Consider the following 15848-nt stretch of genomic DNA (forward strand, 5'->3'; position numbering starts at 1 on the left):
AGACCCCGACGGCTCCGGCCGTCGCCCGCAGACCCCGACCCGAGAGGACTCCGATGACCACCGCACTCCTGATCGTCGACGTGCAGAACGACTTCACCGAGGAGGGGGCCCTCGCCGTCGCGGGCGGCTCCCGCGTCGCGTCGGGAGTGAGCGCGCACCTGCTCGCGCACGGCGACCGCTACGACACCGTGCTCGCGTCGCGCGACTGGCACGACGGCGACGGCTCCGACAACGGCGGGCACTTCGCCGAGACTCCGGACTTCGTCGACACCTGGCCGGTGCACTGCGTCGCGGGCAGCCCCGGTGCCGAGTACCACCCGAGCCTCGATCCCGGTCTGGTCGACGTGCACATCCGCAAGGGCCAGGGGCGACCGTCCTACTCCGCGTTCGAGGGCACGACGACCGAGGGTGAGCCCGTGCCCGAGCTGCTGCGCCGTCTCGGAGTGACCCGGCTCGACGTCGTCGGCCTCGCGACGGACTACTGCGTGCGCGCGTCGGCGCTCGACGCGCGACGGATCGGCATCGAGGTGCACGTGCTCGAGGACCTGGTCGCGGGTGTCTCGACGGAGGCGAGCGCCGCCGCTCTGCGCGAGCTCGCCGAGGCCGGCGTGGCCGTCGAGCCCTCGGCCTGACCGCGAGAGCGTCGCCGTAGACTGAACGGCGGAATCCCCCGCCGTGCACGTCCTGTGCGTGGTGATCCGCAGAGAAAGAGCGATCCCGTGACCGGTTCCGTCGAGGCCTCCGAGGCCGCCCTGCTCTCCCGCGTCCCGGCGCAGCTGTTCATCGGAGGCGCGTGGGTCGACGCCTCGGGCGGCGGCACGATCGACGTCGAGGACCCCTCGACCGGTGCGGTGCTGCGCACGATCGCCGACGCGACGCCGGAGGACGGCCTCCGGGCGCTCGACGCCGCGGTCGCCGCGGGGGAGGGGTGGGCCGCGACGCCGCCCCGGACGCGCGGGGAGATCCTCCGGCGCGCGTTCGACCTGCTGCAGGAGCGCAGGCACGAGTTCGCCCTCCTGATGACCCTCGAGATGGGCAAGCCCGTCTCGGAGGCGCTCGGCGAAGTGGCCTACGGGGGCGAGTTCCTCCGCTGGTTCAGCGAGGAGGCGGTGCGCATCTCGGGCCGGTACGGGGTCAACCCGGAGGGCACGGGGCGGATGATCGTCTCGCAGCACCCTGTGGGTCCGTGCTACCTGATCACCCCGTGGAACTTCCCGCTCGCCATGGCGACCCGCAAGATCGCGCCCGCGCTCGCGGCCGGATGCACCGTCGTGGTGAAGCCCGCCGAGCTGACTCCGCTCACGACCCTCGCCCTCGCGGCGCTGCTCGCCGAGGCGGGCGTGCCCGACGGAGTCGTCAACGTCGTGACGACGTCGGCCGCCGGGCCGCTGTCGGAGCCGATCCTCGCCGATCCGCGCCTGCGCAAGGTCTCGTTCACGGGATCGACCCCGGTCGGCCGGACGCTGCTGCAGCAGGCGGCGGGGAACGTTCTGCGCACGTCGATGGAGCTGGGCGGCAACGCCCCCTTCGTGGTCTTCGAGGACGCGGACCTCGACAGGGCGGTCGACGGCGCCATGCTGGCGAAGTTCCGCAACATCGGACAGGCCTGCACGGCGGCGAACCGCTTCTTCGTGCACGAGTCGATCGCCGAGGAGTTCGCGGCGCGCGTCACCGAGCGCGTCCGCGCCCTGCGCGTGGGCCGCGGCACCGAGGAGGGGGTGTCGATCGGCCCCCTCATCGACGACCGGGCGGTGGCCAAGGCCGCGGCGCTCGTCGAGGACGCGGTCGAGCGGGGCGCCGCCGTCCGCGTGGGAGGTCACGGCATCGAGGGCGACGGGCACTTCTACGAGCCGACCGTGCTCTCGGGCGTCACCGGCGGCAGCGAGATCCTCCGGACCGAGATCTTCGGCCCGGTGCTGGCGATCGTGCCGTTCCGTGACGAGGACGAGGCCGTCGCCCTCGCGAACGACACCGAGTTCGGCCTCGTCTCGTACGTCTTCACCCGCGATCTCGCCCGGGGTCAGCGGATGATCGAGCGCCTGGCGACCGGGATGATGGGCCTGAACGTGGGGGTCGTCTCGAACGCCGCCGCACCGTTCGGAGGCGTGAAGCAGTCGGGTCTCGGTCGCGAGGGCGGGCCCGAGGGCATCCACGAGTACCTGAGCACCAAGTACACGCTCACGCCCGACCCCTTCGCCTGAGCCGGTGCGGCTGATCGAGGTCGGGTCGCTCGCGGACCCGCGGCTGCGCGACTACGCCCACGCGACCGACGTCGCACTCAAGAACGGCCGCGGCCCGCACGGGATCTACATCGCCGAGTCGGCGCTCGTCCTCCGGCGCGCGCTCGCGGCCGGGCACACCCCGCGCTCCGTCCTGGCGCTCGGCGGCTCGGTGGCCGAGGCCGCTGAGCTGGTCGGCGACGTCGACGTCCCGGTCTTCACCGGCCCCGCCGACCTGCTGGCGGAGCTGACCGGCTACACCCTGCACCGCGGCCTGATCGCGGCGATGGAGCGGCCGGCTCTGCCGGATCCGGCAGAGCTCCTGGCGGGGGCGCGGCGCGTCATCGTGCTCGAGGACGTCGTCGATCCCACGAACGTCGGAGCGATCTTCCGCTCGGTCGGCGCGATCGGCGCCGACGCCGTCCTGGTCACGCCGCGGTGCTCCGACCCGTTCTACCGGCGCGCCATCCGCGTCAGCATGGGCACCGTGCTGCAGGTCCCGTGGACCCGGGTGGGCGAGTGGGAGAGCACGGCGCGCCTGCTGCACGACGCGGGCTTCAGCATCGCCGCGATGGCCCTGACTCCGGAGGCGGTCCCGCTGCGCGACTTCGCGGTCACGGCTCCCGAGCGGGTCGCCCTCGTCCTCGGGACGGAGGGAGACGGACTGACGCCCGAGGCGCTCGCCGTGGCCGACGCGGCGGTGAAGATCCCGATGCGGCACGGCATCGACTCCCTGAACGTCGCGGCGGCCGCCGCCGTCGCCATGTGGGCGCTCGCCGCCCCCTCCTGACGCGGGGTCCCCCGAAGCGCGCCGGGACGCGTCGGGCGTCACGGCCTGCGATACGCTCGCTGCCAATCCTGTCCGGCACCGTCTTCGATGCGAGGTCCGCCATGCCCGATCGACCTCGGCGCCTCCCGATCCGGGCGATGCTCCCGCCCGTCGTCCTCGTCCTCGCGCTGGCGCTGGCGGCCTGCGCCGCACCCTCCGCCGAGGTGCCCGACGACGCGATCCTCCGCTCGGGATCCGGCGAGCCGACCGCGGCGACGTCCCCGCCCGCTACGGAGACGGACGGTGACAGCGACGAGATCACCCGACTCATCACCCTGTGCCTCGCGCGCTACGGGCTGAGCGAGCGGCCCCGGGCCGCGGACGACGCGGCGACGGCGGACGAGCGCATGGCCGCTCAGCAGCTGATCGACACCTACGACGAGACCCTCACGAACTGCTCGGCCGAGGCGCTCGGCAGGAGCACCCCGACCGCGACCCCCACTCCCTGACCGTGCTGATCAGGGGGGCGTCCGCGCTGGTGGCCGGGGGCGCCTCCGGCCTCGGCGCAGCCACGGTCGAGGCGCTCGTCGACGCCGGCGCTCGGGTCACGGTGCTCGATCTGCCGGCGGCGATCGAGCGGGCGACGCTCCCCGCCTCGGTGCGAGCCGTGGCCGGAGACGTGCTCGACTCCGACGCCGTCGCTCGCGCGGTCGAGGTGTCGGGCGAGCTGCGTATCGCCGTGGTCTGCGCCGGTGTCGCGACACCCGGCCGGCTGCTCGGCCGCGACGGGCCCCTCCCGCTCGACGAGTTCGAGCGGGTGCTGCGCATCAACACCGTCGGCACGCTCAACGTCCTGCGCCTCGCGGCCGCAGCCGTCGCCGAGCGCGAGCCCGTCGACGGCGAGCGAGGCGTGCTCGTCACGACGTCCTCCGTCGCGGCCTTCGAGGGGCAGATCGGGCAGGCCGCCTACGCCGCGTCGAAGGGGGCGGTCGCCGCGCTGACGCTGCCGCTGGCGCGCGAGCTCGCCGCGTCGCTCATCCGCGTCGTCTCGATCGCACCGGGCACGTTCGACACCCCGCTGCTGGCCGGGCTCCCGGAGCGGGCGCGTGAGGCGCTCGGCTCGGCGACGCCGCATCCGGCCCGGCTGGGGCGTCCCGCTGAGTTCGCGGCGCTGGTGCGCCACGTCGTCGAGAACCCGATGCTCAACGGCGAGGTCGTGCGCCTCGACGGCGCACTGCGGCTCCCTCCCCGCTGAGCGGGCGCCTCAGACCAGCAGCTGGTGCTTCGCGAGATCGCGGTAGAGCGGGGTCGACTCGACCAGCTCCGAGTGGGTGCCGACTCCGACGACTTCGCCCTTCTGCAGAACGACGATGCGGTCGGAGTCGACCACCGTCGACAGCCGGTGGGCGATCACGAGGAGGGTGCGGTTCTCGGCGACGGCGTCGATCGCCAGGCGGAGGCGCTGCTCGTTGAGGCCGTCGAGGCTCGAGGTCGACTCGTCCAGGAGCAGGATGGGCGGGGCGGCGAGCAGCGCACGGCCGATCGCCAGGCGCTGGCGCTCGCCTCCCGAGAGCATCACGCCGCTCTCGCCGACGGGGGCGTCGAGCCCGAGCGGATTGCGCTCGAGGACCTCGGTGAGGTTCACGGCCTCGAGCACGCGGAGGCAGTCGGCGTCGTCGGCGTCGGGTCGGCCGAGCACGAGGTTCTCGCGGATCGTGCCGGCGAGCACGGGCGCGTCCTGCTCGACGTATCCGATCTGCGCCCGCAGAGCGTCGCGGTCGATCGCGGTGATGTCGACGCCGCCGAGCCGGACGACTCCGGCCTCGGGGTCGTAGAAGCGCTCGATGAGCGCGAGGATCGTGCTCTTGCCGGCGCCGGAGGGGCCGACCAGGGCGGTGCGCTTGCCACGCGGGACGGTGAAGGACACCCCGCGCAGCACGGTGCGGTCGCGCTCGCCGTCGGCGGGGTCCTCCCCGTCGCTCGATCCTTCCGCCCTCGGGTCGTACGAGAAGACCACATCCTCGAACGAGATCGCGTCGTCGGCGACCCCCGCGCCGAGGCCGCCCGCCGAGCGGTCGCCGTCGCCCTCGATCGGCAGGTCGATGATCTCCTGGATCCGGCCGAGAGCGCCGAGCGCCGAGTTCACCGAGGTGATCGCACCGATGAAGTTGCCCAGCGGCATCACCATCATGAAGAGGAACAGGATGAACGTGACCAGCTGCGAGATGTCGATCGATCCGGAGGCGACGCGGTAGCCGCCGACTCCCAGGACGGCGAGGAACGCGACCTGCATGGCGATGCCGGCGACGGGGACGACGAGGGCCGAGACGTGGGCGACGCGGAGGCCGAGGCGGTACGCCTCCGTGGCGTGCTCGTCGACGACGGCGATCTCGCGCTCCGTCGCCCCGGCGGCGCGGATGGTGCGGACGGCGCTGATGGCGCGCTCGACGGCGGCGGCGAGATCGCCGACCTTCTCCTGCGCCTGGCGGCTCGCCGTGCGGATGCCGCGCCCGAGCGTGAGGGCGAGGCCGAGCGCGACGGCGACGACCACGACGATGATGACCAGGAGCACCCAGTCGATGACCGCCATCGCGATGATGGCGCCCACGAAGATCAGCGAACCGGCGATCGAGTCGACGAGACCCTGGGTGAGAACGGCGCGCAGGAGCGTCGAGTCGGAGCCGACCCGCGAGACGAGGTCGCCGGTGCGCCGGGCGTCGAACTCCCGGATCGGCAGGCGCAGCAGGCGCGCGACGATGCGGCGGCGGCTCGAGAGGACGATGCCCTCTCCGGTGCGCTGGAGGAGGTAGTGCGCGAATCCCGAGATGAGGCCCGAGGCGACGACGAGGGCGACGAGCGCCCAGACGAGCGGTCCGAGGTCGAGGCCGTCCTGGACCCGGGTGATGACCTGGCCGACGACGAGGGGCTGAGCGAGACTCGCGGCGGCGCCGAACAGACTGAGGACGACGACCACCGAGAGGATGCCGCGGTGCTCGAGCAGGTAGGGGACGAGCTGCGAGAAGGAGGCGCGGGGGCCGTCGTCCTTCGTGCGGCCGGGCCGCCTCCCGCCGCGACTGGGGGTGGTGGTGCTCATCGCTCGTCCGTCCTCGCTCATGCCCTGCCGTACTTCTTGTGGACCGCCTGCCGGCTGACGCCGAGGCACAGGGCGATCAGCTGCCACGAGGCGTTCGCGTTCCGCGCCCGGCGGACGGCGAGCGCCTCGGTGCGGTCGAGCTCGGCGCGGAGGCGGTGGATCGCCCGCAGCGCCGTGATCGGGTCGTCGGCTCCGGCGTCGCCCGCCAGTGTCGCGATCGTGCCGTCGTCCATTCTGCCTCCCCGTTGCTGCGAGCCGGCCGTCCGTGGGCGGGGGCTGCTGTCAATTCGTGTTGACATCACGGTAGGGGTGCGCGGCGCGGGTGTCAACTGAAGTTGACGGTCTGAGGAGGGTGACGGTGCGGTTCGCAGGAGATGCGCCCGTTCTCGTCGGCGTCGTGCGGCAGAACGGGCGGATCGGGGGTGGGCTCGTGCAGATCGTGCGGTGACCTGCGGATCGTGCGAACACCTGCAGATCGCACCGCCTCCTGCAGATCGCACCGCCCCTCAATCGCCCGCCCCCCGAGACGCCGCCGGCCCGCCGGGATCACCGACGGGCCGGGGCCGAGGAGCGAGCTCCTACGACACGTTGTCGTGGTACGACAGGTGCTTCGTCTCCTTCGAGAGCAGCAGCGCGATCAGCGTCAGCACGCCGGCGCCACTGAGGTAGAGACCCACCAGCACGGGGCTTCCGCCGGCCGACTGCCACAGCGCGACCGCGATGATCGGCGCGAGCGCCGCTCCGAGGATCGACGCCAGGTTGTAGGCCATCGCCGAGCCGGTGTAGCGGACGTTGGTCGGGAACAGCTCGGGGAGCACCGCGCCCATCGGCCCGAAGGTCAGTCCCATCAGCGTGAAGCCGAGGATGAGGACGGCCATGACGCCGACGAAGCCTCCGCCGAACAGCGGCACGAACAGGAGGCCGAAGACGATGATCGCGGTGGTGACGACGAGCAGCGTCTTCCGGCGGCCGTACCTCTCGGCGAGCGGACCCGAGACCAGCGTGAAGACCCCGAAGAACACGACGCCGACGATCAGCATGATCAGGAAGTCGTTCCGGGTGTAGCCGAGCCCCGGGGTGGGGCCGTCGGCCGGAGTGGTGCCGTAGGTGAGCGTGAACGTGGTCATCAGGTAGAAGAGCACGTAGGTCGCCAGCATGATGAAGGTGCCCAGGATGAGCGGGCGCCAGCTGGTCACGAACACGCGCGCGAGCGGCAGCTTGGCGACCTCGCCGCTGTCGACGACCTTCTGGAACGCGGGGGTCTCGACGAGCTTGAAGCGCACGTAGAGGCCGATGATCACGAGCACGGCGCTCGCGAGGAACGGCACGCGCCAGCCCCAGGCGGCGAAGGTCTCGTCGCTCATCGTGCTGGCGAGCACGAGGAAGAGCACGTTGGCGACGATGAAGCCGATGGGCGCGCCGAGCTGGGGGAAGGTGCCGTAGATGGCGCGCTTGTTCGCCGGGGCGTTCTCGGTCGCGAGCAGCGCGGCTCCGGACCACTCGCCGCCGAGGCCGAGGCCCTGGCAGAAGCGCATGACCACGAGCAGGAACGGCGCGAGGAACTCCCAGCCGGGGGTGAGCGCCGTCGGCAGGCAGCCGATCAGGAAGGTCGCGACGCCCATCGTGAGCAGCGAGGCGACGAGGGTGCCCTTGCGGCCGACGCGGTCGCCGAAGTGGCCGAAGATGATCGACCCGATCGGGCGCGCGATGAACGCGACCCCGAAGACTGCGAAGGAGGCGAGGAGGGCGACGGCGGGATCCTCGTTCACGAAGAAGAGGGTCGGGAAGACCAGGACGGCGGCCGTCGCGTAGGCGTAGAAGTCGTAGAACTCGATCGAGGTGCCGATGAGGCTCGCGAGGATCACGCGGCCGCGTGAGTTCTGCGGAGCGGAGGGAGCGTCGGCGGTGGCGGGTGCAGAGGACATGGAAGGCAGGGTGCTCCGTTAGGCAGGGGATCCCGGAGCTCCGCGGGCGGGGCGTCGATCGGGCGCCGCGAGCCGCGAGGGCGAGGGGAGGAAGAGTAGAGCCGCTCGTGACGACCCGACCACTTTACTCCGTGTTCTCCCAGCTTGCGCGGTCGACGGCCCTACGAAGGGGGGCCGTCCGAGATACCGACCCCCCGCGCTCGTCAGCCCCGCAGCTCGCGGAGGAGGATCGCGGTCGCGACCGCCGCCTCCGCCGCCTCGCGACCCTTGTCCTCCTTCGAGCCGGGCAGACCCGCCCTGTCGATGCCCTGCTGCTCGGTGTCGAGGGTCAGCACGCCGAAGCCGACGGGCTTGCCCGTCTGGATCGTGACGTTCGTGAGGCCCGAGGTCGCCGCATCCGACACGTACTCGAAGTGCGGGGTGCCGCCGCGGATGATCACGCCGAGGGCGACCACGGCGTCGGCGCCCGCCTCCAGTGCCGCTTTCGACGCGACCGGGAGCTCGAACGAGCCCGGCACGCGCACGAGCGTCCAGGAGGCGCCGGTCTCGTCGAGAGCGCGGCTCGCGCCCGCGATCAGCCCGTCGCTGATCTGCTCGTGCCAGGTGCCCGCGATGACGACGACGCGGAGTCCCGAGCCGTCGAGCGTGTGTGCAGTGGTGGGTGCGCCGCTACCGGCCATGATTCCTACTCCTTCGTGGTGGCGCCGGCGATCCCGGCGTCGAGGTGGATGATCGCGTCGAGCCCGTCGAGGTCGTGGCCCATCCGGTCGCGCTTGGTCTCGAGGTAGCCCTCGTTGAACGCGCCGACGCCGACGACGAGCGGCACGCGCTCGGAGACGGTGATGCCGCGGTCGGTGAGCTGGCGCACCTTCTCGGGGTTGTTGGTGAGCAGGCGCACGTCCGAGACGCCGAGATCCTCGAGGATCCCGACGGCCGCCCCGTAGTCGCGGGAGTCGGCGGGCAGACCGAGGGCGAGGTTGGCATCGAGCGTGTCGAGACCGTCGTCCTGCAGCCGGTAGGCGCGGAGCTTGTTGATCAGCCCGATGCCGCGGCCCTCGTGCCCGCGGAGGTAGACGACGACTCCGCCGTCGCGCTGGATCGTGTCGAGCGCCGCATCCAGCTGGGGGCCGCACTCGCAGCGGAGCGAGCCGAACGCCTCGCCGGTGAGGCACTCGGAGTGCACGCGGACGAGGGGCGGCCGCCCACCGCTCACCTGACCCGCGACGATCGCGACGTGGTCGGCCCCGGTCTGCCGGTCGCGGTAGGCGCGCACGCGGAACGGGCCGTGCGTGGTCGGCACGGTCGTCTCGACCTCGAAGCTGACCCGGGCGGTCTCGGGGACGGGGACGGCCGCCGGCAGCTCGGTGTCGCCGTGGAACTCCTGCAGGTAGGCGATCAGCGCGGCGACCGTGGTCACGGGGACGCCCTCGCGCTCGCCGAGGGCGATCAGGCCCGGGAGGCGCATCATCTCGCCGTCCTCGGCCACGATCTCGGAGATGGCGCCGACCGGGTACAGGCCCGCGAGCTTCATCAGATCGACGGCCGCCTCGGTATGCCCGTCGCGCTCGCGGACGCCGCCCTCGACCGCACGCAGCGGGAGGATGTGGCCGGGGCGGTGCAGCCGCGAGGGCGTCGCCTCCGGGTCGGCGAGCACCCGCAGCGTGTGCGCCCGGTCGGAGGCGCTGATGCCGGTCGAGAGGCGGTCGGCGGCATCGACCGAGAGCGTGTAGGCGGTGCCGCGCGGATCCTCGTTGTCGACGACCATCAGCGGCAGCTCGAGGCGGTCGGCGATCTCGTTCGTCATCGGGGCGCAGATGAAGCCGGAGGAGTTGCGCACCATCCAGGCGATCGTCTCCTGGCTCGCGAGCTGCGCCGAGACGATCACGTCGCCCTCGTTCTCGCGGCCCTCGTCGTCGGCGACGATGACCGGCCGGCCGGCGCGCAGCGCGTCGACGGCCTCGGGGATGCTGGAGAGAGTCATTTCCCACCTCCGGGAAGGGTGACGGCGCCCAGGGCGAGCATCCGCTCGACGTGTCGCGCCAGGATGTCGGTCTCGATGTTGACCCGCTCGCCGACGGCACGGGCGCCGAGGGTCGTGGCCGCGAGGGTCTCGGGGATCAGCGAGACCTCGAACCACTGCTCCGGCTCCGCGGCGGGGCTGATCGCCGAGACGGTCAGCGAGACCCCGTCGACCGCGATCGAGCCCTTGTCGGTGACGAGGGGTGCGGCCTCGGGGGGCAGGGAGAAGCGCAGCACGCGCCACGCGTCGCCCGGCGTGATCGACAGCAGGGTCGCGGTGCCGTCGATGTGGCCCTGCACGATGTGACCGCCCAGGCGGTCGCCGACCAGCGCGGCGCGCTCAAGGTTGACCGGGTCGCCCACCGCGACGCCGTCGAGCGTCGACATCCGGAGGGTCTGCGCCATCACATCGGCGGTGAAGCCGTCGGCCGACTGGTCGACGACGGTGAGGCACACGCCCGACACCGCGATGGAGTCGCCGTGGCGCGCCCCCTGCACGGCCAGCGGACTGCGCACCGTGAGCCGGATCGCGTCGGCGCCGTTCTCGATCGCCGTGACGACGCCGATCTCCTCGATGATTCCGGTGAACATCAGTCGGTCTCCCTCTGCAGGACGTGCGGGTCGTGGGCCGGGGAGCCCGGTCGTGCGGTGACGAGGATGTCGTCGCCGAGGATCTCGACGGAGCGGACGCGGAGGCGGTGCGCGCCTCCGATGCTCTCGACGCCGATGTCGCCGAGCGCCAGGCGGGGGCCCCCGACGAGCGCGGGGGCGAGGTAGACGAGGTACTCGTCGACCAGCCCCTCGGCGACGAAGGCCGAGGCGAGCGTCGGACCGCCCTCGACGTAGACGCGGCGCACGTCGGCGTCGTAGAGCCGGTCGAGGACCTCGCCGAGGTCGTGGGTGCGCTCGAGGATGGCGGTGCGCGGGTGCTCGAGGACCCGCGCGCCGTCGGGCACGGCGCGCGTGCCGACGACCACGGGCACCGGCTGGTCGGCGAGCAGTCCGCCTCCGTCGCCGCGGGCGGTGAGACTCGGGTCGTCGGCGAGCACGGTGCCGGTGCCGACGAGGATCGCGTCGGCCGCGGCCCGCTGCTCGTGGACCCGCAGGCGGGCGGCGGTGCCCGTGATCCAGCGGCTGCTGCCGTCGGCGGCGGCGGTGCGCCCGTCGAGGGTCGACGCCCACTTGAGCGTCACGTAGGGGCGGCGTCGGCGGACGGCGGTCAGCCAGTCGTGGAGGAACTCCTCCGCCTCCTCTTCGAGGACGCCCTCGACGACCTCGACGCCCGCCGCGCGCAGCGTGTCGGCGCCCCCGGAGGAGCGGCCGCCGGGGTCGACGACCGCGAAGACGACGCGGGAGATCCCCGCGTCGACCAGCGCGCGGCTGCACGGACCGGTGCGCCCGGTGTGGTTGCAGGGTTCGAGTGAGACGACCGCGGTGGCTCCGGAGGCGGCGCCCGGGGCGAGCGAGGACAGCGCGTCGACCTCCGCGTGGGCGGTGCCGGCTCCGCGGTGCCAGCCCTGGGCCAGCACGGTGCCGTCGGGCGCGAGGATCACGCAGCCCACGCGCGGATTGACTCCGCGGGCGGGTCCGCGCTCGGCGAGGGCGAGCGCGGTGCGCATCGCGTTCTCGAAGTCGATCGTCATTCCCGGTCTTCCGTTCGTCGCCGAACTCCGGGGTGCGGTCGACGATGCGCGGGCACCGTCGATCAGCGCCGCGCTCGCGCGCGACGCTCGTGCTGCCTCCCATCCGGACTTTCACCGTCGGTCCCGGAATTCCACCGGATCAACAGCCCTCCACCGAAGTGGACGGCCGCTCGCGGACTGTCACCGCCGGTTCGGACTCTCACCGACCCCGGAGCACGTACTTTCTCGTTCAGCCTACTCAACGCGGCTGTGTGCACCGTATTCCCGCGTCATCCTCCGGGCGAAGGTCCCGCCCTGCGCCGGCAGCGCGGCCGGCCGACGCGTGTCCCCGCGGGCCGTGGCGCGCCTCCGGCTACCCTCGGCCAGGTGGATGACGACAGGTACGGGCAGGACGTGCTCGCCGGCGACTGGCGGGCGAAGAACAGGGTCGAGGTGGCGGTCGTCGCGGCCGAGCGCGATCTCGTCGTCGAGGAGGTCGCCTCCGGATTCGTCGGCGCCGTCGTCGGCGTGGAGCTGCGGATGGTGAAGCTCGAGGACCGCTTCGGCAAGGTCCGCGTGTTCCCGCTCGGCCCGGGGTTCCTCATCGACGGCAAGCCGGTGTCGCTCAAGGCGCCGGGCCTCAAGCGCGACGCGAACCTCGGTCGCGCCCGCTCCGCCTCCGGCTCGTTCCACGTGGCCGACGCGAGGGCCCGCGTCGCCCTGCCCAGCCGCATCTACGTCGAGGGCCGCCACGACGCCGAGCTGGTCGAGAAGGTCTGGGGCCACGATCTGCGCGTCGAGGGCGTCGTCGTCGAGTACATCGAGGGAGTCGACAACCTCGACGAGCTCGTGCGCGCGTTCCGCCCCGGTCCCGGCCGCCGCATCGGCGTTCTCGTCGACCACCTCGTGCGCGGGTCGAAGGAGTCGCGGATCGCCGACACGGTCGCCGCCGGCCCGCACGGGTCGCACGTCCTCGTGGTCGGCCACCCCTACGTCGACATCTGGCAGGCGGTGAAGCCCGCCCGCGTCGGCCTTGAGCGCTGGCCCGAGATCCCGCGCTCGATCGAGTGGAAGCACGGCATCTGCCAGGCGCTCGGCTGGCCGCACGACGAGCAGGCCGACATCGCCCGCGCCTGGCAGCGGATCCTCGGGCAGGTGCGCACCTTCCAGGACCTCGAGCCGGCGCTGCTGGGCAGGGTGGAGCAGCTGATCGACTTCGTGACGGAACCCGCGTGAGCCGCCGGGCGGTGGTCGGCTTCGCGATCGACGCGGTGCTCGTGCTCGTGTTCGTCCTGATCGGCCGCCGGAACCACGACGAGGGCTCCGAGCTGCTCGGACTGCTCACGACCCTCTGGCCGTTCCTGGTCGGCCTCGTGCTCGGCTGGCTGCTCTCGCGGTCATGGCGGGCTCCCGACCGGATCGTCTCCTCCGGGCTCGTCGTCTGGGGAACGACGGTGGTCGCCGGGATGCTGCTGCGCATCGCCTCCGGTCAGGGCGTGCAGTGGAGCTTCGTGCTCGTCACCGCGATCGTGCTCGCGGTGCTCCTGCTCGGCCGCCGGGCGCTGACGCGGCTCGTCGGCCGTCGCTAGCGCGTCAGCCCACGACCCGCACGCCGAAGTGCTGCGCGAACAGCGGCAGCATCAGGCTCAGCTGCAGCTCGGTGAGCGCCGCGGCCCGCAGCCCGTCGAGCCCGCCCAGCACGTGCAGCTCGGCCCCGCGCAGGTCGAGGTCGTCGATGCGGGCGCCCGGCAGCTCGAGCGAGCGGAGGTCGCAGTCGACGAAGGCCACCCGCGCTCCGCTCGCGCCGCCGAGGTCGAGCTCGTCGATGGTGCAGCGCTCGAACAGCACGTCGCGCAGCGACGCCCCGCGCAGATTCACGTAGCCGAGCTTGCAGTCGGCGATCCGCACCTGCTCGACGGTGCTCTCGTAGAGCTCGGCCGAGCCCAGGCGTGAGGCGAGCAGCTCGGTCGAGCGCCATCGGCTCCGGGGTGCCGAGAGCCCGGGCACGTCGAGCCGCTCGAGCCGCGACTGAGACCAGGAGGCGGCGCGAAGCTGAGTGCGGTCGAGTGCCACGCCGTCGAGCACGCACTCGTCGAAGGAGGCCGCGGTCAGGTCGCTCCCCGAGAGATCGACCCCGGTGAAGCGCAGCCCCTCGGCGTGCTCGCGGGCGCCGGTGTCGCCGGCGTACCCCTCCGCGAGGTCGTCGAGGCGGAGCGGATCGAGTCGGGGAGCGGGGAGGTCGGCGCGCACGCGGGGAGCCTACGCGCACACGCGGGCCCGCGGCGATGGCACCATGTGGGCATGCCCCGACTCCTCGCCGTCTGCCGCGTCGACCGCCTGCTCCCGGATCCGGGATCGGTGGGCGTGACCGCCATCGACAAGAGAGCGGTCGAGGGGCCCGTCGTCGTCCGCGACCTCGGGCTCTACGCCGACGTGCAGGCCGATCGCGCGCACCACGGCGGCGAGGCGAAGGCGCTCTACGCCTACTCGGCGGAGGATGCGCGGTGGTGGGGCGAGCGGCTGGGCCGGGCGACGCCTCCGGGTTTCTTCGGCGAGAACCTGCGCACCGAGGGACTCGACCTCTCGAACGCCGTCGTCGGCGAGCGCTGGCGCATCGGCTCGCGCGTCGAGGTCGAGGTGACGATGCCCAGGACTCCGTGCGCCACCTTCCAGCGGCACCTCGGCGAGCCGCAGTGGGTGAAGCGGTTCGCCGAGGAGGGGCGCACCGGCGCCTACCTGCGGGTGCTGCACCGCGGCTCCGTCGAGGCCGGCGACGCGATCGAGCTGCTGTCGCGCCCGTCGCGCAGCGTGCCCCTGCGCCGCTGGTTCGTCGAGCGCCGCTCCGACGACGCGCAGACCCTCCTCGACGCCGAGGCCGCGGGCGAGCTGCACCTCGCCGACTCCCTCCGCCCGTACCTCGAGCGCGCCCTCGCCTGAGTCCGATCCGTCGTGGACGGTCGTCCAGGGACAGTCGGGAGGACCGTTCGCGACGGATCGCCCGGAGCCGCGCCGCTGTGGAGAGCTGCGTGGGCTGTGGAGAACGGTTCGCGAGGGTCCCGCTGCGGCACGGTGTCGGGATGCAGAAGCCGTCCGTCCTCCCCGCTGGGCTCAGCAGGCGTCCGTTCACCGTCGCGGAGGCGTCGGTCGAGGGTGTCGCACGTGGCAGGCTGCGCAGCAGCGACCTCCGTTCGCCGTTCCACGGAGTCCGGACCGCCGCTCTCGACCTGGGCCTCGAGGTCCGCGCCGAGGCGCTCCTCGTGGTCCTCGGGCCCGGCGCCGTGCTCAGCCACCTCACGGCGGCGAGGCTCTGGCCGCTCGATCTTCCCCGGGAGCTCCCGGGCGAGGAGCTGCACGTCAGTGTGCGAGCACCCGCCAGAGCTCCGCGGCGCCCGGGGGTCGCGGGGCACGCGATCACGGACCCTCGGGTGCGGCGCATCCTCCGGCACGGTCTGCCGATGACCGACGGGGCGTCGCTGTTCTGCCACCTGGCCGGCCTGCTCGAGCTCGACGATCTCGTCGCCGTGGGCGACGCGCTGGTGCGCACTCCAGTGCGCGGTGATCCGGCCGACCCGCGCCCCTGGGTGCCGCTCGCCGACCTGCACGCCCGGGTCGCGGGCTTCCGGGGGCGCGGGTCCGCTCGGGCTCAGGAGGCGGTCGTGCTGGTCCGAGACGGTGCCGAGTCCCCGCAGGAGACGCGGTTCAGGCTGGCGTCGGTCCGCGCTGGGCTGCCGGAGCCGCTCCTCCAGGTGCCGCTGTTCACCCCCGCGGGAGTGTTCGTCGGACGTCCGGACGGCTGGTATCCGGGGGAGAGGGTCTCCTGGGAGTACGAGGGCGACGGGCACCGCACGAGCAACCGCCGGTTCGCCCGCGACGTCGGGCGGTACGACGACTTCCTCGCCATCGGCGTTCACCCCGTCCGCATCGTCGCCGCCGAGTTCCTCCCGCACCCCGAGCGCTCCGTCGAGCGGCTCCGCCGGGCCCTCGCCGCCCGATCCGTCACGATCGGCTCCCTCACCTGACCCCAGGCGACCACCCGTGACGAGTCGACTCCGCGTGATGAGCGCCCCGCGGTGCGTTCGCCGATCGACTCGTCACGAACGGCTCCCCGGACCGACCCGAGGCAGCCATTCGTGACGAGTCGACGTCGCGCGCGGGGCGGGGAACCCCCTCCGACTCGGAGCGCATCGTCGAATCGCGTGC

General features: G+C 72.9%; 17 protein-coding genes and 1 riboswitch. Of the genes, 9 read left to right on the plus strand and 8 right to left on the minus strand.

The window, feature by feature from the left end; all coding sequences use genetic code 11:
* Window positions 1-53: 53 nt before the first annotated feature.
* The 5 genes from B9Y99_RS13435 to B9Y99_RS13455 all read left to right on the plus strand — a co-directional run bounded on the left by B9Y99_RS13435 (window position 54) and on the right by B9Y99_RS13455 (window position 4243).
* Entirely contained in the window at window positions 54-632 is a 579-nt protein-coding gene (locus B9Y99_RS13435) for an isochorismatase family protein (RefSeq protein ID WP_085477060.1), read from the plus strand.
* Window positions 633-719: 87 nt separating this feature from the next.
* Window positions 720-2201, plus strand: a complete 1482-nt coding sequence (locus B9Y99_RS13440; RefSeq protein ID WP_085477061.1) for an NAD-dependent succinate-semialdehyde dehydrogenase — start codon at window positions 720-722, stop codon at window positions 2199-2201.
* Window positions 2202-2205: 4 nt separating this feature from the next.
* Window positions 2206-3009, plus strand: a complete 804-nt coding sequence (locus B9Y99_RS13445; RefSeq protein ID WP_085477062.1) for a TrmH family RNA methyltransferase — start codon at window positions 2206-2208, stop codon at window positions 3007-3009.
* 101 nt (window positions 3010-3110) lie between these two features.
* Window positions 3111-3497: a hypothetical protein gene (locus B9Y99_RS13450; protein WP_085477063.1), complete on the plus strand. Its 387-nt coding sequence runs from the start codon at window positions 3111-3113 to the stop codon at window positions 3495-3497.
* A 2-nt stretch (window positions 3498-3499) separates the two neighbouring features.
* Window positions 3500-4243: an SDR family NAD(P)-dependent oxidoreductase gene (locus B9Y99_RS13455; RefSeq protein ID WP_085477064.1), complete on the plus strand. Its 744-nt coding sequence runs from the start codon at window positions 3500-3502 to the stop codon at window positions 4241-4243.
* A gap of 9 nt (window positions 4244-4252) precedes the next feature.
* Here the strand turns inward: B9Y99_RS13455 and B9Y99_RS13460 are convergent, their stop codons facing one another.
* The 7 genes from B9Y99_RS13460 to ribD all read right to left on the minus strand — a co-directional run bounded on the left by B9Y99_RS13460 (window position 4253) and on the right by ribD (window position 11669).
* Entirely contained in the window at window positions 4253-6082 is a 1830-nt protein-coding gene (locus B9Y99_RS13460) for an ABC transporter ATP-binding protein (protein ID WP_085477065.1), read from the minus strand.
* Window positions 6083-6099: 17 nt separating this feature from the next.
* Window positions 6100-6315, minus strand: a complete 216-nt coding sequence (locus B9Y99_RS13465; RefSeq protein WP_085477066.1) for a hypothetical protein — start codon at window positions 6313-6315, stop codon at window positions 6100-6102.
* A gap of 345 nt (window positions 6316-6660) precedes the next feature.
* The gene (locus B9Y99_RS13470) at window positions 6661-8007 is read right to left on the minus strand and encodes an MFS transporter (RefSeq protein WP_085477067.1); all 1347 of its coding nucleotides are present in this window, start codon (window positions 8005-8007) and stop codon (window positions 6661-6663) included.
* A 203-nt stretch (window positions 8008-8210) separates the two neighbouring features.
* Entirely contained in the window at window positions 8211-8687 is a 477-nt protein-coding gene (gene ribH / locus B9Y99_RS13475) for a 6,7-dimethyl-8-ribityllumazine synthase (protein WP_085477068.1), read from the minus strand.
* A gap of 5 nt (window positions 8688-8692) precedes the next feature.
* On the minus strand, window positions 8693-9988 hold the full coding sequence (gene ribA, locus B9Y99_RS13480) for a GTP cyclohydrolase II (protein WP_085477069.1): 1296 nt from the start codon (window positions 9986-9988) through the stop codon (window positions 8693-8695).
* A complete protein-coding gene (locus B9Y99_RS13485) occupies window positions 9985-10617 on the minus strand; it encodes a riboflavin synthase (protein WP_085477070.1) in 633 nt (210 codons plus the stop codon). Before B9Y99_RS13485 ends, ribA begins: the two co-directional genes overlap by 4 nt.
* Window positions 10617-11669, minus strand: coding sequence for a bifunctional diaminohydroxyphosphoribosylaminopyrimidine deaminase/5-amino-6-(5-phosphoribosylamino)uracil reductase RibD (ribD, locus tag B9Y99_RS13490; protein WP_244274910.1), 1053 nt, complete (start codon window positions 11667-11669; stop codon window positions 10617-10619). Before ribD ends, B9Y99_RS13485 begins: the two co-directional genes overlap by 1 nt.
* 86 nt (window positions 11670-11755) lie before the next feature.
* Window positions 11756-11889: riboswitch (FMN riboswitch) on the minus strand.
* Window positions 11890-12035: 146 nt separating this feature from the next.
* Between ribD and B9Y99_RS13495 the strand changes: the two genes are divergently transcribed.
* The gene (locus B9Y99_RS13495) at window positions 12036-12884 is read left to right on the plus strand and encodes a DUF3097 domain-containing protein (protein ID WP_085477071.1); all 849 of its coding nucleotides are present in this window, start codon (window positions 12036-12038) and stop codon (window positions 12882-12884) included.
* Complete coding sequence (locus B9Y99_RS13500; RefSeq protein WP_085477072.1) at window positions 12881-13237, plus strand: DUF3054 domain-containing protein; 357 nt, start codon at window positions 12881-12883, stop codon at window positions 13235-13237. The genes B9Y99_RS13495 and B9Y99_RS13500 overlap by 4 nt, the downstream gene beginning before the upstream one ends.
* Before the next feature lie 4 nt (window positions 13238-13241).
* On the opposite strand, the gene B9Y99_RS13505 is transcribed toward B9Y99_RS13500, so the two are convergent.
* On the minus strand, window positions 13242-13898 hold the full coding sequence (locus tag B9Y99_RS13505; protein ID WP_085477073.1) for a pentapeptide repeat-containing protein: 657 nt from the start codon (window positions 13896-13898) through the stop codon (window positions 13242-13244).
* Window positions 13899-13949: 51 nt separating this feature from the next.
* Between B9Y99_RS13505 and B9Y99_RS13510 the strand changes: the two genes are divergently transcribed.
* Window positions 13950-14585 carry an MOSC domain-containing protein gene (locus B9Y99_RS13510; protein ID WP_085477417.1) on the plus strand — a complete coding sequence of 212 codons (636 nt, stop codon included), beginning with the start codon at window positions 13950-13952 and terminating at the stop codon, window positions 14583-14585.
* Window positions 14586-14725: 140 nt separating this feature from the next.
* Entirely contained in the window at window positions 14726-15667 is a 942-nt protein-coding gene (locus tag B9Y99_RS13515) for a hypothetical protein (RefSeq protein ID WP_129588033.1), read from the plus strand.
* Window positions 15668-15848 lie beyond the last annotated feature (181 nt).

The organism is Rathayibacter oskolensis (assembly GCF_900177245.1).
Classification (GTDB): Bacteria; Actinomycetota; Actinomycetes; order Actinomycetales; family Microbacteriaceae; genus Rathayibacter; species Rathayibacter oskolensis.

Coding starts and splice junctions, on each gene's coding strand:
- B9Y99_RS13435 (WP_085477060.1), top strand. CDS start 54: ATGACCACCGCACTCCTGATCGTCGACGTGCAGAACGACTTCACCGAG.
- B9Y99_RS13450 (WP_085477063.1), top strand. CDS start 3,111: ATGCCCGATCGACCTCGGCGCCTCCCGATCCGGGCGATGCTCCCGCCC.
- B9Y99_RS13460 (WP_085477065.1), bottom strand. CDS start 6,082: ATGAGCACCACCACCCCCAGTCGCGGCGGGAGGCGGCCCGGCCGCACG.
- B9Y99_RS13465 (WP_085477066.1), bottom strand. CDS start 6,315: ATGGACGACGGCACGATCGCGACACTGGCGGGCGACGCCGGAGCCGAC.
- B9Y99_RS13470 (WP_085477067.1), bottom strand. CDS start 8,007: ATGTCCTCTGCACCCGCCACCGCCGACGCTCCCTCCGCTCCGCAGAAC.
- ribH (WP_085477068.1), bottom strand. CDS start 8,687: ATGGCCGGTAGCGGCGCACCCACCACTGCACACACGCTCGACGGCTCG.
- ribA (WP_085477069.1), bottom strand. CDS start 9,988: ATGACTCTCTCCAGCATCCCCGAGGCCGTCGACGCGCTGCGCGCCGGC.
- B9Y99_RS13485 (WP_085477070.1), bottom strand. CDS start 10,617: ATGTTCACCGGAATCATCGAGGAGATCGGCGTCGTCACGGCGATCGAG.
- ribD (WP_244274910.1), bottom strand. CDS start 11,669: ATGACGATCGACTTCGAGAACGCGATGCGCACCGCGCTCGCCCTCGCC.
- B9Y99_RS13510 (WP_085477417.1), top strand. CDS start 13,950: ATGCCCCGACTCCTCGCCGTCTGCCGCGTCGACCGCCTGCTCCCGGAT.
- B9Y99_RS13515 (WP_129588033.1), top strand. CDS start 14,726: ATGCAGAAGCCGTCCGTCCTCCCCGCTGGGCTCAGCAGGCGTCCGTTC.